At 66.2% G+C, this 18,325-nt stretch carries 9 protein-coding genes; 1 reads left to right on the plus strand and 8 read right to left on the minus strand.

Features of this window, described 5'->3' with window-relative positions; genetic code table 11:
• Positions 1–135 precede the first annotated feature (135 nt).
• The gene (locus A5779_RS16115) at positions 136–3,135 is read left to right on the plus strand and encodes an MMPL/RND family transporter (RefSeq protein WP_330220073.1); all 3,000 of its coding nucleotides are present in this window, start codon (positions 136–138) and stop codon (positions 3,133–3,135) included.
• Between the two features lie 30 nt (positions 3,136–3,165).
• Here the strand turns inward: A5779_RS16115 and A5779_RS16120 are convergent, their stop codons facing one another.
• The 8 genes from A5779_RS16120 to meaB form a co-directional block, all read right to left on the minus strand.
• Positions 3,166–4,389, minus strand: a complete 1,224-nt coding sequence (locus A5779_RS16120) for a PE-PPE domain-containing protein (RefSeq protein WP_165609794.1) — start codon at positions 4,387–4,389, stop codon at positions 3,166–3,168.
• A 50-nt stretch (positions 4,390–4,439) separates the two neighbouring features.
• Complete coding sequence (locus A5779_RS16125) at positions 4,440–5,144, minus strand: GAP family protein (protein ID WP_064883519.1); 705 nt, start codon at positions 5,142–5,144, stop codon at positions 4,440–4,442.
• Between the two features lie 30 nt (positions 5,145–5,174).
• Complete coding sequence (locus A5779_RS16130) at positions 5,175–6,899, minus strand: AMP-binding protein (RefSeq protein ID WP_064883521.1); 1,725 nt, start codon at positions 6,897–6,899, stop codon at positions 5,175–5,177.
• Between the two features lie 36 nt (positions 6,900–6,935).
• Positions 6,936–8,351 carry a condensation domain-containing protein gene (locus A5779_RS16135; RefSeq protein ID WP_064883523.1) on the minus strand — a complete coding sequence of 472 codons (1,416 nt, stop codon included), beginning with the start codon at positions 8,349–8,351 and terminating at the stop codon, positions 6,936–6,938.
• Positions 8,352–8,385: 34 nt separating this feature from the next.
• Positions 8,386–14,664, minus strand: coding sequence for a sulfolipid-1 biosynthesis phthioceranic/hydroxyphthioceranic acid synthase (pks2, locus tag A5779_RS16140; RefSeq protein ID WP_064883525.1), 6,279 nt, complete (start codon positions 14,662–14,664; stop codon positions 8,386–8,388).
• Positions 14,665–15,627: 963 nt separating this feature from the next.
• A complete protein-coding gene (gene lipL, locus A5779_RS16145) occupies positions 15,628–16,893 on the minus strand; it encodes an esterase/beta-lactamase LipL (RefSeq protein WP_064883527.1) in 1,266 nt (421 codons plus the stop codon).
• A 75-nt stretch (positions 16,894–16,968) separates the two neighbouring features.
• The gene (locus A5779_RS16150) at positions 16,969–17,307 is read right to left on the minus strand and encodes a DUF4333 domain-containing protein (RefSeq protein ID WP_064883529.1); all 339 of its coding nucleotides are present in this window, start codon (positions 17,305–17,307) and stop codon (positions 16,969–16,971) included.
• A gap of 26 nt (positions 17,308–17,333) precedes the next feature.
• Positions 17,334–18,305 (minus strand): methylmalonyl Co-A mutase-associated GTPase MeaB, encoded by a 972-nt coding sequence (meaB, locus tag A5779_RS16155; RefSeq protein WP_064883531.1) that lies wholly within the window; start codon positions 18,303–18,305, stop codon positions 17,334–17,336.
• Positions 18,306–18,325: the final 20 nt, after the last annotated feature.

Here is an 18,325-nt window from a genome sequence, read left to right on the forward strand (position 1 = left end):
ACATCAATTCACTGTCCCCACGGCACCGCCCGCTGCCGTCCCGCTCGCCCGTAGGATCGTAAAGTGCCGTCGCCGACAGAATCTACGAGCACGGCCGAACACTCCTCGCTGTTCGTCCGGCTCGGCTCACTGATAGTGCGATGGCCGTGGCTCGTCATCGGAATCTGGCTGGCCATCACGGCTGCCCTCCCACTGACGTTCCCGTCGCTGACGCTGATGGTGCAGCAACGGCCCGTCGCGATCCTGCCGTCACACGCACCCGTCACCCTCGCCACCCGTGAGATGACCGAGGCGTTCCACGAATCCGGCTCGGAAAACGTGCTGTTGGTCGTCCTGAGCAACGACAAGGGCCTGGGCCCGGCCGACGAAGCGACCTACCGCACGCTGGTCGACAACCTGCGCAAGAACGACGCCGACGTCGTGATGCTGCAGGACTTCATCAGTACCCCTCCCCTGCGCGAGTTCATGGCCAGCAAGGACGGCAAGGCCTGGATCCTGCCCGTGGGCATCGCGGGCAACGTCGGTTCGCCGCAGTCGTACGCGTCGTATACCCGGGTCGCCGCCATCGTCAAGGACAGCGTGCACGACGCCTCGCTCACCGCGAGCCTCACCGGCCCGGCCGCCACCGTCGCCGATCTCACCGACATCGGCGAACACGACACGACCGCCATCGAGATCGCCACGATCGGGATGGTCCTGGTGATCCTGCTGTTGATCTACCGGAATCCGGTCACGATGCTGCTGCCCCTGCTCACCATCGGGGCCTCCCTGGTGACAGCGCAATCAGTGGTCGCCGGCCTGGCCTCGCTCGGGATGGGGATCTCGAACCAGACCGTCGTGTTCCTGACCGCCATGATGGCAGGCGCCGGGACCGACTACGCGGTGTTCCTCATCAGCCGATATCACGACTATCTGCGCGACGGACTGGAGTCCGATCGCGCCGTCGAACAAGCACTCGGCTCGATCGGCAAAGTCATCGCCGCGTCCGCCGCGACGGTGGCCGTCACCTTCCTCGGGATGACGTTCGCCCAACTCGGCGTGTTCTCCACGGTGGGCACCGCGCTCGCCGTCGCCATCGGCATCGCGCTGTTGGCCGCGTTGACACTGTTGCCTGCCGTGATGGTGCTCGTCGGACGGCACGGTTGGATCGCCCCGCGCCGTGACCTCACGAGCCGACTCTGGCGACGGTCCGGCATCCGCATCGTGCGCCGACCGTGGTCCCATCTGGCCGCCAGCCTGGTCGTCCTCGCGGCACTGGCCAGTTGCGCATCCCTCGTCCAGTACAACTACGACGACCGCAAGGCGCTGCCGGCGCACGCCGAGAGCTCGATGGGGTATGCGGCCCTGGAAGACCACTTCCCGATCAGCTCGGCCATTCCGCAGTATCTGATCATCCAGTCTCCGAACGAGTTGCGTACGCCGCAGGCACTGGCCGACCTGGAACAGATGGCCCAGCGGGTGAGCCAGCTTCCCGGGATCGCCGTCGTGCGCGGGATCACCCGTCCCACGGGAGAATCGCTGCAGCAGGCACGACTGAGCTATCAGGCCGGCGAGGTCGGGACCAAGCTCAATGACGCGTCAACCCAGATCAACGGGCGCGCAAGCGATCTCAACCGGCTGACCGACGGCGCCGATTCCCTGGCGACCAGCCTTCTCGACGTGCGCACACAGGTCACCCGCGGCGTGGCCGGAGCGCGTGGCCTGGTCGATGCCCTGGCGGCAATGCAGAAGCAGGTCGGTGGCAATACGACACTTCAGCAGGTCGACAGCGCGGCAAAGCTTGTCAGCAGTATGCGGGCACTCGGAGACTCACTCGGTTCGAACTTCTCCGATCTGACCAACGGAATGCCGTGGATCGATCCGGTCCTGCGGGGACTGGACACCAGCCCCGTCTGTCTGACCGACCCAGCCTGCCTTGAGGCCCGCGGAGCCCTGCGCCGTCTGGCCGCGGCCCGCACCGATGGAACCTTCGATCAGATCGCTGCCCTGGCCCGGGATCTACGGGCAACAGATCCGATGCAGTCCCTCGATGACACGGTCAAGAAGCTCAGCACCACCATCGACACCGCGAGCAAGGCCATGCAATCCATGGGTCTGGCCAACCCGGCCCAGGCACGTTCGCAGCTCAGCACCCTGCAGACCGGTGCCGACACCCTCGCCGACGCCAGCCGACAGATCGCCGACGGGGTCTCGCAACTGGTCGCCGAGACCAAGCGGATGGGATCTGGGCTCGACGAGGCGTCGGCATTCCTACTCAACATGAAGACCGACGCGGCCAGTCCCCCGATGGCCGGGTTCTACGTGCCCGCCCAGATCCTCACCCAGGACGACTTCCGCAAGGCCGCAGCGACGTTCATCTCTCCCGACGGTCATACCGCGCGTTACCTGATCCAGACCGACATCAACCCGTTCGGCACCGAGGCGATGAACCTGGTCAATGCGATCGGTGACACCGCGCGTGGCGCCCTGCCCAACACCGCGCTCGAAGGGTCCTCGGTGTCGATCGCCGGATATCCGGCGATGCTCCGCGACACCCGCGACTTCTACAACCACGACATCCGGCTCATCCTCGCGCTCACGATCGCTGTCGTGCTGCTGATCCTGGTGGTCCTGTTGCGAGCCTTGGTCGCGCCGATCTACCTGATCGCCTCGGTGGTGATCTCCTACCTGTCGGCTCTGGGCATCGGGGTCGTGATGTTCCAGTATGTCCTCGGCCAACAGTTGCACTGGAGCGTTCCCGCGCTGACCTTCATCGTGCTGGTCGCCGTCGGAGCCGATTACAACCTGCTGCTGATCTCCCGAATACGCGATGAGTCGCCCCATGGCGTGCGGTCGGGTGTGATCCGTACCGTCGGATCCACCGGCGGCGTGATCACGGCAGCCGGGCTGATCTTCGCCGCATCGATGTTCGGGCTGTTGTTCGCCAGTATCTCCACCGTCGTGCAGGCCGGATTCGTTGTGGGCGTGGGGATTCTGCTGGACACGTTCCTGGTGCGCACCTTGACCGTGCCCGCCATCGCGACGCTGATCGGCACGGCGAACTGGTGGCCGTCGGATTTCGTCACCCGGCAGGTCGAGCGGGTGCGCAGTCGGCTGCGGGTGGGGGTCAAGCAGGAAGCCGAGCCCGGCAACTGAGCCGAGCTCGGCAACGCTGGGCGGAGCCGGCTAGCCGATCCCTGGGAACAGGTTTTTCACCTGCTGAGCGGCGTTGTCGATGTTGGCCTGATCGGTGGGGCTGAGTTTGACGTCTTTCACAGCCTTGTCGATGTTGGCCTGATCGGTGGGGCTCACCTTGATGCCCTGCACGGCCTTGTCGATGTTCTCCTGGTCGGTGCGGCTCAGCTTGATCGTGGGCTGCGACACGGGAGCCGGCTGTGGCGGCAGTTCCGACAGACCGGTGCCGGCCTGCCGCAGCCACTCCTCGACGTTGGCCCGGGCCACGGGATCGATACCGGTAGCCGGTGCACCCGGGTAGTCGTTACGGGAGTATCCGGCGTCCACCATGGGACGAACCACGCCGTCGAGCTGGTCGACCAGCTCGTTGGGAACTCCGAGATCGCGAAGCGGCCTGGTCAGGGGCAGGAGTTGGGTCGGCAGGAAATACGCCGTCTGCGTGGCTCCCTTGGAGTTGACCGTGACGAAGATGTTCTGCGGCGGCACGTCCTCACGGGTGGAGTACGACGTCTCGGTGTGCAGATACTCCAGCGCGACAAGCGAATTCGCGAGCGCCAGGAAGTTGTCCGGCCGATCGGGGAAGTCGGCGATGAAATCGTATTCACCCACGACCAGGGTGGTGTCGTACTGGCTCTCCACCGGACCGCGCACCGTGTAGTCGATCAGCGGCACGTACGTTCCCGGCGTCAGCGATGACAGGACCGAATGGCTGAAGGGTGTCACCGACTGCGGGGGCCCGAACAATGTGAAGGACACGCCTTCTGGGGCGCGCGCACCGGGATCCTGCGACAGGCGCGCCAGCGCCTCGCTGAGCACCAGCGCGCCCTCGGAGTTGCCGACCACCACGGTCTGGCCGGGAGTGTTCTGCAGCGCGGTCTTCAGGTTGCGCGCACCGATGTCCACCGAGTCGCCCACGCTGTCGGTCGAGATGTCGTTGCCGGGCCACAACTTGTCCGGCAGCCGGCCGTACACCATCCCGGCGGGATACTCGACGATGCGCCGGTTCGCATTCGGGTAGTAACCGCGGCCCACCTTGTTGGTGATCTGGTCCCACGGAATGCCGGGGCCGCGGGCGCCGCCGAAGATCAGCGCGTTCTCGGCGGACGCGGTTCCGGCGCCGAACACCGTTCCCGCGGCGACGAGGCCGACGGCGAAGGTTCCGGCCAGCAGGCCTTGCGGCACGCGGCGCCGACGTCCTCCGTTGACTCCAGGCATCCTGCCGTCTCCCTTCTGAGCACCGCCCGTCGGCGGTGTCATGCTGCCGCTCAAATCCCCAGCAGACCGATCGTGATGAACAAAGCACCTGCCGCAGTGAGGATCATCGCTACGTCGCGCCGCGTGCACGAACGGATCCAGGTGTGCACGCGGGTCATCCACACCAGCGTACGTTGCGGCGCAATCAGGTAACTCAGGAGTGGGATCTCCACGAGTGCAAATGCCACCAGGTTGAAGGCGATCACCGCACCAACCTGTGTGCCGGGTGCGACACCGGAGGCGTGTATGACGGCCAGTGCCGCCAGGTAGTCGACCGACGGCAGCGCGATACCCAGCCCGCTGACGCCGGCCATCCACAGCGAATTGCCTTGCATGACCGCACGTATCCGGTCTCGCAGACCGACACGCGGCGCCGCCACTGCCACCTGGCCGGAGCCGGATTCCTCAGGCGCCGGCTCCGCCTTTTGCGTCCGCCGCGAGCCCACGTTGGCGGCGACCAACACGGCGGCGACCAAGGCGAGGATGCCGATCCCGATCTGCATCCTGGGCACGGTGAGCGTGCCTGCGGCCAGCGGTGCGGCGTCGAGGACCAGCAACGCCGTCCCGCCGACCACCAGGCCCATGAGGAACCCACCGCACAGGAACGCCAGCAACTGATGCACCGGCCGGGGACGGTTCAGCATCAACACGGTCAGCCCGATCCGTACGGGTTCGAGGCTGACCGCGATGGCCATCAGCAAAAGGGTTGCCCACATGGTGGTTTCAGCGCTTCGGTTCAGCCCCGATCAGGCGTCCAACCTCGCAAATTCCTGCCGCCGGTACAGCTCTGCACTCGCCTGACGACGGACCTTGCCGCTGGTGGTGATCGGGAGCGAGCCGGGGGCCACGAGTGCCAGGTCGGCGGGGTTGAGTCCGTGCGCCGTCGAGATGGCGGAGATCACTTCGCGTTTCATCAACGTGAGACGCTCAGACAGGTCCTCCGGGCTTTCGTCGGAACGCTTCTTGACCTCGATGACGGCGACCAGCTTCTCTTCCTCTTCATGGTTCACCGCAATCGCAGCGACGCGCCCACGGGAGATCGCCGAGACCGTGGCCTCGATGTCGTCCGGGTAGTGGTTGCGCCCGCGGACGATCAGGAGATCCTTGACCCGTCCGATGATGAACAACTCGCCTTCGGAGATGAAGCCCAGATCGCCGGTCCGCAGCCATGTTCCGCCGGGGACGCCGTCGACGGTCGCGCCGAAGGTCTCCTGCGTCTCGGCGGGCCGGTTCCAGTATCCGGCCGCGATGTTCTCGCCCTGCGCCCAGATCTCACCGATCATCCCGGCGGGCATCTCGGTGTGGGACTCCGTATCGACGATCCGTACGGCGGGGCTCTGTGGTGTCCCGTAGCTGATCAGCGCGGTTCCGCTGGCACACCGCTCGGCGTGCCCGGCGGCCAGTTTCTCGGGCTCGAAGTGGGCCACCACCGGCGGCTTGCCCGGCTCGCGCGTCGCGACGTACAGCGTGGCCTCGGCCAGGCCGTAGGACGGACGAATCACCTTGCCCTGCAGATTGAATGCGGCGAACCGCTTGGTGAAGCGTTCGACGGTCGCATGGTGAACACGCTCGGCGCCGCTGATGATGCTCAGCACGTTGCCCAGGTCACAACCCGCCATATCGTCATCGGTGGTCTTGGCCGAAGCCAGGTCGAAGGCGAAGTTGGGTCCCGCGGTCAGGCCAGTGGTCACGCTGCCGAGCTGCTGCATCCAGCGTGCCGGACGGGCCAGGAACGCCAACGGACTCATCATCACCGTGCGCCATCCACCCAGGATCGGCGCCACGATGCCCGCCATCATCCCCATGTCGTGGTACAGCGGCAGCCACGTCACGACGGTCGTGTCGGCCGGTGGCACGCGGTTGTAGTCCGGATAGAAGCTGGCCATCATCTGCTCGAAGTTGGCCGTCAGGTTGCGGTTCGAGACCATCACGCCCGCGGGAGTCCGCGTCGAGCCCGACGTGTACTGAAGGTACGCGGTCTCGGGGGCGGCTTCGCGCCTCAGCCGTACCGCCTTGCGGGAATCCAGGTCGAGCGTGTCGACCTCGAGCACGACGGGTGCCGGGTTGCCGTCCTGGGCCACCGCATACGGGGTCACCGTCGCGGAAATCGCGGACGTGGTGAGGATGACGGTGGGCGCCGCGTCACGCAGGACCGCGGTGACCCGCTCGTCGTGGGCGCCGATCATCGGCGTCGACAGCGGGACGCAGACCACCCCGGCTTCCAGTGAAGCCAGGAACGCGACGATGTAGTCGAGGCTCTGCGGTGCCAGCACCACCGCGCGGTCCCCCGCTGCGGCGTGGGTCTGCAGTTCCCCCGCCAGATTCCGGATGCGTCGGTAGAGCTGACCCCAGGTCAGGGTCTCCTCAACGCCATCCCAGTCGCGTTCGTAATCGACGAAGGTGTAGGCGATGTCATTGGGCTGCATGCTCGCCCGCTCACGCAACACGCCGTTGAGTGTTGACTCAGCCATCGAGTGTGCCTTCCTGTTCTGACTTCATTCCGCGGCTCACCTGCGCGACCCTGCGCTGAGGTTTTCCAGCACCCGTGCACACGTCGACTTCAGCACCTTGACGTACCTGCCGACCGATTCATGTGCCTCGGGATTGTTCGGATAGACCACCGAGACCGCCGTGCGGTCCTTCAATCGCACCAGGAACACCGTCATCTGGTACGAGTACACGCCGTCACTGAACATGCCGATCCGCATCGATTCCAGCTCGGTGGTGAGCAGCACCGACAACGGGGCCGCCCCGGCATCCAGGAAGTTGATCACCTGGAAATTCGGCCTCGGCCAATCCAATTCGGGTCGCAGCTCGAGCACCCGGTAGAACGGGACATCGACGAGCTGATGTCCGGCGTCGAAGGATTGCTGTGCCGCAACGGCCGACTCGGCAAAGGACCTACCCGCGATCGGGACGGTGATCGGGACCAGCCCGGTGAACCAGCCCATCGTCATCAGGTCGGCGGTGGTCTTGCGGGTATCGCTCGGTGTCAGCCCGTAGTAGGTATCCGCTCCGGTCAGTTCATGCTCGGCCATCCCGGTGCAGGCGAGCATGCCACCGATGAAGCGGGCCCCTGCTGCGACGCATGCCGATTCGAAACTGGCCGTCTGCTCCTCGTCCATGAGGGTCTCGACCCACATCTCCGCTCCACACGGCTCGAGCGGATCGCCCAGGGGCAGTGGGAAGTCCGGCAGACTGCCCTTGTTGCTGGTCGCGAAGTCGGCCCACGCCTTGACTTCCGGCGAATCCGGCGTCAAAGCACCGAGCAGTTCCTTCTGACGCATGCAGAAGGCGTCGTAACTGCCCGCCTCCGGAAGTGCCAGGGGCGCGCCACCACTGACGAGGGTGGTGTACATCGCGTGGAACTCCATGAGCGTGACACCTGCGAACGTCGCGTCCATGTGCAGGTGGTCGATGCTCACGTAGATCGTGAATCGATCCGGGTACTGGACGATGCCATAGGTGAAGCAGTCCCAGTGCAGCGGATCCGGCGTCGACAGCGTCAGCTGACGCAGTTCCTCCGACGTGAGATCGCCGTGCCGGGTGGGCACGAACTTGATGTCGGCCGGATTGGGCATCGTGTGCCGCACGATGTCGTGGACATCGTGGTACTCGAACCAGCTACGGAACGTGTCATGCCTGCGCACATGGGCATTGACCACGTAGGTCATCGCCCTGATGTCGCATTGCCCTGGAATGTCACACGTCACGATCACCAGACGGGAGTAGTCCAGGCCTTTGGCTCGCTGATCGACGAACCCGCGCAGGTGCTGGGCCTGCATGTAGCTGACCGGCACGTCACTGACGGGCGCTTCAGCCGCCTTGGCGCACGAGGCCGGCGAGGCTCGCCAGGAAACGGCAGAACCGGGCGGTGCGTCCCACTCTTCGACCGAACCGATCGAAACGGACCCTAACTGCAACGTGACTCCTCTATAAACTCAACCGAATTCGGCATCACGCCGTCGGTGTCAGCTCCGTGTCGGCATTGGCGACCAACTTCTCGCACAACTTGTCGGCGAGCCCGCGGACGGTGGTGATGTCCGCCGGGCTGATCCGCACCCCGGTTTCGGTCTCGATCCTGGTCCGCACCTCGAGGTTGCCCAGTGAGTCGATACCGTATTCGGCCAGCGGACGATCCGGGTCGATCGAACGACGCAGCAGCACGCTGATCTGGTCGGAGACCAGCCGGCGCAACCGCGAAGGCCATTCGTCCTGCGGACTGGCATACAACTCGGTGAGGAACCCGCTGGCATCGGAATCCCCGGAACTCGCGGGACGGAACGACTCGGCGAACGGGACCCGCTTGGCGAAGTCGGCGAGCCAGGACACCCCCACGATCGGCGTATAGCCGGCGTAGCCACGGTTGTGCCGCAACATCGTCTCGAACGCGTGGGCACCTTCGTCGGGCGCGATCGCCGAATCGGAGGCTTCGGCAAAACCGGCACCCTTGCCGATCTCGGTCCACGCACCCCACGCGATGGCGCTCGACGGCAGTCCCGCGTTTCGCCGCCACTGGGTGAATCCGTCCAACCAGCTGTTGGCAGCGGCGTACGCACCCTGCCCCGGTGAGCCCACCAGGGCGGCTGCCGACGAGAAGCAGCAGAACCAGTCCAGCGACTCCGACCGCGTCGCATCGTGAAGGTTCCACGCGCCCACAGCTTTTGGTGTCCAATCTCGGGCCACCAGGTCATCGGTGATGTTGGTCAGCGTGGCGTCTTCGACGACCGCTGCCGCGTGCAGGACACCACGCAGTGCCAGCCCGGTGGCGGTCGCCGCCGACACCAGCGCCGCGGCAGTGGCGGGATCGGCGATGTCACCGGTGACCACCTCCACCTCGGTACCGAGGCCGCGGATCCGGTCGAGCTCGACGAGTGCTTCGGCGGACGGCTGGGACCTCGCGTTGAGCACGATCCGGCCGCAACCAGCCGAGGCCATCTTCTCGGCGAGGAACCGTCCGAGGCCGCCGAGGCCGCCGGTGATGACATAAGCCCCGTCGGCGCGGAACACCGGTGCGTGCTCGGGCGGCACCACCGCCGTATCCGAGCCCGACTCCGGGATCTTCACGACGAGCTTGCCGGTGTGCCCGGCCGCATCCATCAGTTCCAACGCCGCGGCCCATCCGGTCAGCGGATAGGTGCTGATCTCCGGCAGCGGTAGCGCGCCTTCGGCGAGCTTGCCGAACACCGTCTGCAGCAGTCGGCGGACGACGTCGGGTCGACGCTGGCTCAGCGACGACAGATCGACCGCGTGGAACGACAGGCCCTCTCGGATCATCGCCGGCGTAAGGGTGGCGTCACCGCGAAGGTCAGCGACTCCGGTCTCGACGAACCGGCCGCCGAAGGCGAGCAGTTCCAGTCCGGCGCGCTGCCCTGACCCGGTCAGCGAATTGAGCACGACGTCCACACCGTATCCGTTGGTATCGCGGCGGATCTCATCGGCGAAGCTCAGCGTGCGCGAGTCGTAGACATACTTGATGCCCATGTCGCGCAACAGTTGCCGACGCTCGGGACTGCCCGCGGTGGCGAACACCTCGGCTCCGCACTCGCGTGCGATGGCTATGGCTGCCAGGCCGAGGCCTCCGGTTGCCGAATGGATCAGCACCTTGTCCTGTGCCGATATCCTCGCCAGCTCCCGCAGCGCGTACCACGCGGTGGCATGCGCGGTGGGCACCGCGGCGGCACTGTCCACCGCCAGCTCATCTGGCAGCGCGACGGCCAGGTCGGACGCGCACGTGACGAACGTGCCCCAGCAACCGGTCGCCGCAACCCCGGCCACCCGATCGCCGACCTTGTGGTCGGTGACGTCGGGTCCGACGGCCGTGACGACGCCGGCGAAATCGCGGCCCAGCGCTGCGGACTGCTCGGCGAGACCGGGATACCGGCCCGACGCCGCCAGAACATCGACGAAATTCAGGCTCGACGCGCTGACCCTCACCTCGATGCAGCCGCTCTCGGGGGCCGACCGCTCAAAGGTGGTCAGCTCCAGCGAACCGAAGTCACCTGGGGTCCGGATGCTCAGGCGCACCGCATCGGTGGACAGGTCCACGGTGGTGGACAGCCGCTCGTCGGCAGCCAACGGGCTGGCCCCCAACCGTGCGGTGTACCACTGACCGTCGCGCCAGGCGGTCTCGTCCTCGGGACTGCCGGCGAGCAGTTGGCGGGCAATGTCCTTGGGATCGGTGCGCTCGTCCACGTCGATCTGCGTCGCGTGCAGTTGCGGCTGCTCGTTTCCGATCACCCGGACCAGTCCGCGCAGTCCGAGCTGGTCGAGGTTGAGCGCATCGCCGGGCAGCACCGACTGCGCGCCACGTGTGACGAGGTGCAGGCGCGGAGCCTGATCGTCGACGTCGATCAGTTCGCGCACGATGTGAACCACGCGCTGGACCAGCCCCAGGCCCCGGGACGCCGACTCCCGGTCCCCCGTTGCCGCTGCGCCGGCCAGGACCAGGACGACGTCACTGTAGGTCTCGGCACCGAGGTGTTTGCGCAGCGATTCGGCGTTGGCGGTTTGGTTCGCCCCTTCGGGCCAGACCACTGTGGACACGTCACCGAGGTCGGGTTCCAGCGCGTCGGCCAACTCCGTGGTCAGCAGATCCGAACCGTCGGACGTGATCAACAACCACTTGCCCGTCCCGGATGTCCGGGCCTCCGGCAGTTCCTGCTCGTGCCACTCGACGGCGAGCAGGCGCTCGTTGAAGATGCGTTCCCGCTGACCGCTTTCGGTCATGCCGGTGCCCAGCCGCAGACCACGAACGGCGAGCAGGACCTCACCGTCCTCGTCGAGCAGATCGAGATCGGCTTCCACGCTGGTGGCGTCGGCGTTGGTGACCTGCAGCAGGCAGTAGTGCGCCGAACGGGTCGACCCGGACGCACGCAGGCTCCGCACGCCCAGTGGGAGCAGCAGACCGCCCGGGTCCTCGCCTTCGGCGTACGCCGCCACCGACTGGAAGCACACGTCGAGCAAGGCCGGGTGGATCTGGTAGGCGCCCTGCTGGGACCGGATTGCGCTGGGCAGTGCGACCTCGGCCAGCACACTGGTGACGGGACCGTCGGCGGTGAATGCCGCCGCCAGGCCGGAGAACGCCGGCCCGTACTGAATACCTTTGTCCCCGAACCATTTACGCAGCGCATCGCCCTCGACACGGCGAGGGTGGGCCGCTTTGAGTTCGGTCAGATCGAGTCGGGTCGGCGCCTCCGAGGGCTCCGCCTCGGCGATCACCGCCGCGGCACGCCGGATCTGTTCGCCATCCCCGGCCGTCTCGACCAGGAACTGCACTGCCCCCTCGGGGGTCACCTTCGCCTCGGCCGAGACCACGGTCTCGGCGTCGAGCAGCAGCATCTGCTCGAAGGTGATGTCGCGTACCTCGCAGGCATCGCCCAGCAGCGAGCGACCGGCGACCAACGCCATCTCGCAGTACGCGGCGCCCGGAAGTGCGGCCACGTTGTGGACCTGATGGTCGGCCAGCCACGGCTGAGCGTCGACACCGACATCGGCCTGCCAGACATGACGCTCGGGGTCTTCGGGAAGTACGACGTGCGCACCCAACAGCGGATGGACGCTGAGCAGATGTCCGCCCCCGGGAACGTGCTCGCGAGCGTCCCGGCTGACGGTCAGCGGCAGACGAGTCCAGGTGGGCAGAGGTGCGTCGGCGAGGGTGCCCGCCGGGTACAGCGTCCCGAAATCGACTGCAGCGCCCGCGCTGTGCAGGTCGCCCACGTACTGCAGCAGACCGGTGGGCATCTCGGTCTCACGCCGCATGCTCGGCAGTGCCGCGATGTTGATGTCCAGGCTGCGGGCGACCTGCTGGGCCGGGTGAACCAGCAGCGGGTGCGGAGAAAGCTCACCGAACACGCGGTAGCCGTCCTCGAGGGCGGCCTGCACCGCAGCCGAGAACCGCACGGCGTGGCGCAGATTGTCGACCCAGTAGTCGGCGTCGGTGTAGGGCTCGTCGCGGGGGTCGTACGACGTCGACGAGTAGTACGGAACCGTCGGCGTGAGCGGGGTCAGGTCACTGAGCACCTCGGCGAGTTCGTCGAGGATCGGATCGACCTGCGGCGAATGCGACGCGACGTCGACGGCGACCTCGCGCGCCATGATGTCCCGCTGTTCCCAATCGGCGACGAGTTCCCGAATGCGTTCGGTGGTTCCGCCGACGACGGTGGACTTCGGCGAGGCGATCACCGAGATCACCACGTCGGTGATGCCTCGCGCGGCGAGCTCGGACAGCACATGTTGCGCCGGCAGTTCGACCGAGGCCATGGCACCCGAGCCCGAGATCCGGGTCATCAGGGTCGACCGCCGGCAGATCACCCGCACGGCATCCTGTAGCGACAACGCCCCCGCGACCACGGCGGCTGCGGCTTCGCCCATCGAGTGGCCGATCACCGCTCCGGGTTGCACTCCCCTGGACTTCAGTGCGGCAGCGAGCGCGACCTGCATCGCGAATATCGTCGGCTGCACCCGGTTGATGCCCTGGACGGGCTCCGAATCCGAAATTGCCTCGGTCACCGAGAAACCCGACTCCGCGGCGATGAGGGGTTCCAGTTCGGCGATGGCCGCCGCGAAGGCAGGCTCGGTGGCAAGAAGTTGCGCACCCATCCCCGCCCACTGCGAACCCTGGCCGGAGAACAACCACACCGGTCCGCGCTCGCCGGTTCCGACGGCCGGCTCGTAGACCGCGTCGCCCTCGGCGACCTCCCGCAGCGCTGCCCCGAGTTCCTCTGCGGTCGCCGCCGTCACCGTCGTGCGGAACGGCCGGTGAGCGCGGCGCCTCGTCAGCGTGTACGCCAGATCCGGCAGCGGCTGGTCGCCGGCCTCGTGGATCAGCCAGTTGGCCAACCGGCCTGCGGTCCGCCGCAACTCGTCGGCCGAGGTGGACGACACCGGGAACATCATCGGCTCGCCGTCACCGCCCGACGCACCGGCGGGCTCGGACCCGGCTGCGGGCGCCTGCTCGAGCACCGCGTGCACATTGGTACCGGACAACCCGTAGGACGACACGGCCGCGCGACGCGGGTGTTCCCCGGCGACCGGCCACGGCATCAGTTCGGTCGGGACGACCAGTGAGCTGTTGAGCCGGGCCATCGCCTCGGGCAACTCGGTGAAATGCAGGTTGGCCGGAACGGCGCCGTGCTCCAAGGCGAGTACGGCCTTGATCAGACCGATCGCTCCGGACGCCGACTGGGCGTGCCCGATGTTGGTCTTCACCGACCCGAGTGCGCACGGGCCGTCCGTGCCGTACACCGCGGCCAAACTGGCGTACTCGATGGGGTCGCCGACCGGCGTTCCGGTTCCGTGGGCCTCGATCATGCCGACGGTCACCGGATCGACCGCTCCGGCGGCCAGCGCCGCGCGGTAGACCGCGCTCTGCGACTCCTCCGACGGGGTCGCGATGTTGATCGTGTGGCCGTCCTGGTTGGCCGCGGTGCCGCGGATCACGGCGAGCACCCGGTCGCCGTCACGCTCGGCATCGGCAAGACGCTTCAACAGCACCATGGCGACGCCCTCGCCCGAGACGAACCCGTCGGCGCCGACGTCGAACGCATGGCAGCGGCCCGTGGGCGACAGCATTCCCTGCGCCGAGCCCGCCACCATCTTCTTCGGGTCGAGCAGGAGTGAGGCGCCGCCGGCCAGGGCCAGGTCGCTCTCCGATTCGTGCAGGCTCCGGCACGCCATGTGGATGGCCAGCAGGCCCGATGAGCAGGCCGAGTCGACCGTCAGCGCGGGTCCGTGTACGCCCAGTGCGTAGGCGACACGCCCCGACGCCAGGCTGAAGTTCGTTCCGGCGAAACCGTAGGCGCCGTCCAGCGCGTCCGCCTCGGCAGCGACCATCTGATAGTCGTTGTGCGTCATACCGAGGAAGACGCCGGTCAACGATCCGGCGATGTCGCCGGGAGCACGACCCGCGTGCTCGAGGGCCTCCCATGACGTCTCGAGCAGGAGTCGGTGCTGCGGGTCGATGGACGGCGCCTCACGCTCCCCGTAACCGAAGAAGTCCGCGTCGAATCCTGAAACATCGTCGAGGAACGCACCCCACTTGGACACGGAACGACCAGGCACTCCTGGCTCCGGGTCGTAGTATTCGTCCGCGTCCCAGCGATCCAGGGGAACCTTGGTGACGAGGTCGTCTCGCCGCAGAAGTGCCTGCCAGAACGCGGCCGGTGAGTCGATCCCTCCGGGCAGACGGCAGCCCATGCCGATTACGGCAATCGGGGTGACTGGTGTCTCGGCCAAGTTGGCTCACCTCTCTCGATGCGATCGATCAGCAAAGCGTCGATCAACATACTTAGAACGCGGAAAAGAATGTGCGCTACGTCGCCCTCGACGCACGGTACCGAATCCCCGTATCCGGTACGAGTCGTTGCCAACGCGGGTCCGTAGCCTAGCGCGTGGACCAACTGGATGTTGGAAACACCCGATCGCAAAAACGTTCAGACGTTCGCTGCACGGACCAATTCTTGAGAAATGGCAGCACCGGCCAATTTCATCAGCGAGGCACCGGACCCGGATCGTCGGCACCTGCCATAGTTCACCAATACTGCTGTGCACCAACACTATTGATCCCTCAATGTCCCCCCACCACGGCGCGGGGGTAATTATCCCGCTAACTAACCCCGAGCCGTTTTAAGACGCGGAGCGGCGCTTTCACAGGTTGTCCATAGTTTGAAAACGGTGTTTGATTCACCACTCACAGTTAATTCATAGGTCGACTGCGAATAGTTAGCTGGCAACCGCCACGCAAACTATGGGATCCGTAGTTGAACCGAATTCATGTTCCATGCGGCAGGCACGCGAAAATGGTACGAATGTGTACCCTCATCACGCATCAGCTAATGGTCATCATTGACTATGCAACGTCATAACCAGCATGGATCACCGCAGACCGGGAAACTGTCGCAACACAGGAGACGTAGACGTACCAAATTCCGGTGCCAGGACAGGCCGACTGAGATCCAGCCCACGCCGTACGCGAATGCGTGACAAAAACCACAATGTGTCTACCAAAGCAAATCTGCCGAGGTTAACGGTGGACATGCGCTGCAACCACGGGACGAGCCTCCCAAATATGGGACATAGTGTGATGTATATCACTGCAGGTAGAAGCGGTACGTGGCCGTTCCTGGCCCGCGCTCAACCCTCCGCAACGAACGGGAGCCGACCTGCTGGTTGCAACCGGTCGGCTCCCATTTGGGTGAACTATCCCGCGACGGGTTTGGACAACTCGTACGGGTCCGCGCCGAGGTTCGGCACCGCCTCGAATCCCCGCTCGCGGGCACGGGCCACGTCCTTGCGAATCAGGGCATTCAGACCGACGAAGGCGGCCATGTCCAACACCATCGGAGTCAGCAGACGGTTGTGCACGAACCCGATCGCCAGCCCGCTGGCCGGGTCCGCCCAGCCGACCGACCCGCCGAGCCCGACATGACCGAATCCGGGCATGATCCCGAACGGCACCGAGTGATACCCGAGATGGAAGCCGAGCGGCACCCCGAGATTGCGGTCCGGGCGTAAACCGGGCGGACCGGCCAAGCCGCCAACGATGCGCTCGGACAGGTAGTCCGCGCCACCGAAACGGCCGTGGTTCGCGATTGCGCCGTACATCCTGGCCAGGCCACGGGCTGTGGCGACACCGTTGACGGCGGGTGCCTCGGCGTCCAGAAACGGAGTGTCCCCCTGAACGAGGGACATCACGCCGGGAAAATACATGGAACCGAAAGCGCCGGAGAAGTTCAGCGCCGCGATCCGCGGTGCCATGAAGTCGAAGACCTGGTTGGGCCACCGTCGTTGCGGAACCAGAATCTGTGCGGCCCGGGTCGGGGCGTCGGCCGGCGGCCGACCCAGATGCAGGCCATCGGTGCCCAACGGCTCTGCCAACTCGATCCGGAACAACTCGCGCATGCCCTGCCCCGTGACCGCGCGGGCCAGACCCGACAACAGCCAGCCATAGGTGAGCGCGTGATAGGCGGGCTTGCCGAACAGAAGTGAGTTCACCGGCGCCGCCGCAACCCGGCCTTCCATCACCACGTGATCCAACAGATCGGCTTTGCTGACGCCATTGAGCTGAGACAGTCCCGCCTCGTGCGCCATCACCTGTCGCACCGTGACCGCGGATTTGCCATTGGCCCCAAATTCAGGCCAATAGTCGCTCACCGGGCCGGCGTAATCGATCAGACCACGATCGACGAGCCGATGGATGACCGTCGAGGCCATTCCCTTCGTCGCGGAGAACACCATCGCGCCCGTGTCGGCTGTCCAATGCTGCGTACCGTAACGGTCCGAGTAGCCGGTCCAGACGTCGACCACCGGTTGACCGTCTTGGAGAATCACCAGTGCCCCGCCGCCGTACTTCCGGCCTGGGAACAACTTCGAGAACCCGCGGACCGTGCAGGAGAAGTTCCTGTCCGCCGCGCCTTGGACGCCGTGTGGAAGCGCCTCGTCGCGCTCCCCGTTGTGATCGGTCACACACTTGAATTTACCTGGCCCCCCGGCAAATTCCACAGGCGTTATCTACCTGTTAGCCGGAGCCCGGCGATCGGGTCAGGGACTCGGCTTGTCATCCACCTTGAAGTCGATCTTGACCTTCTCGGATTCGACGTCCTTGACCGTAGCCGTAACGCCGTACTTGGTGCCGTTCTTGTCTGTCAGCACACAATGCTGGGTCGCTCCCACCTTGCCGACGATACCGTCGTCGCAGGTCACAGACTTGGCCTTGCGCTTGGCCGCGGCTTCCAGGTTCTCCTTCGCCATGGTTTGCAGCTTGGACTTGGCCACGGTGGGTGCTGGGGCGGTCGATCCACCGCCGCAGCCGGTCAGGACAGCACCGCCGACCATCGCGGCAGCCACGAGCACACGCAGTTTCGCCTTCACGTCCCTCATCTCCGGGTCAACCCAGCCTTTCCCTGTCATCCGGCCGCGTCGAGGATTTCCTGCGCGGCCAGGGCCGGTGTCAGTTCGCCCTCGCGCACCCGGCGCTCCACCTCGTCGCGGATACTGCGGACACCAGGATGCGACATCACGCGGTCCAGCACGGTGTCTCGCACCATCGACCAGGTCCAGTCCACCTGCTGCGCGCGTCGCCGGGCCTCGAACTCACCGGCCTGGGTCAGCACCTCACGATGCTTGAGCACTGTCTCCCAGAGTTCGGTCAGCCCGTGGCCTTCGATCGCGCTCATCGTGAGAACCGGTGGCCGCCATAGCGTTTCACGGGGGTAGATGAGACGGATGGCACCCGTCAGTTCGCGGGCGGCCGCCTTGGCCTCGATCGCGTGCTCGCCGTCGGCCTTGTTGACGACGATGACGTCGGCCAGCTCCAGCACACCTTTCTTGATGCCCTGCAGCTGGTCACCCGTGCGGGCCAGGGTGAGGAAGACGAAAGTGTCGACCATGTTCGACACGGTGACCTCGGACTGCCCCACCCCCACCGTCTCGACCAGGATGACGTCGTACCCGGCGGCCTCCAGTAGAACGATGGTCTCGCGGGTGGCCTTGGCCACCCCACCGAGCGTCCCGGACGTCGGCGACGGCCGGATGTAGGCGTCAGGGTGAACCGCCAGTTTGGCCATCCGGGTCTTGTCTCCCAGGATCGAGCCACCGGTCCGGGTCGACGACGGGTCTACGGCCAGGACCGCCACCCGGTGGCCGGCCCCGATGAGGTACATGCCGAGGGCCTCGATCGTCGTCGACTTGCCGACGCCGGGAACGCCGGTGATGCCGATGTGTTGAGCTTTGCCCGCCTCGGGCATCAACTCCAGCAGCAACTGCTGAGCCTGGTCACGGTGGTCGGCCCGGGTGGATTCCACCATCGTGATGGCCCGCGCCAGGGCAGCTCGGTCGCCGCCCCGGATGGCCTCCGCCAGTTCCTGAACTGCACTCATGTCCCGGGTCGCTCCGCTCC

The sequence above is a fragment of the Mycolicibacterium peregrinum genome, assembly GCF_001665625.1.
Taxonomy (GTDB): Bacteria; Actinomycetota; Actinomycetes; order Mycobacteriales; family Mycobacteriaceae; genus Mycobacterium; species Mycobacterium peregrinum_B.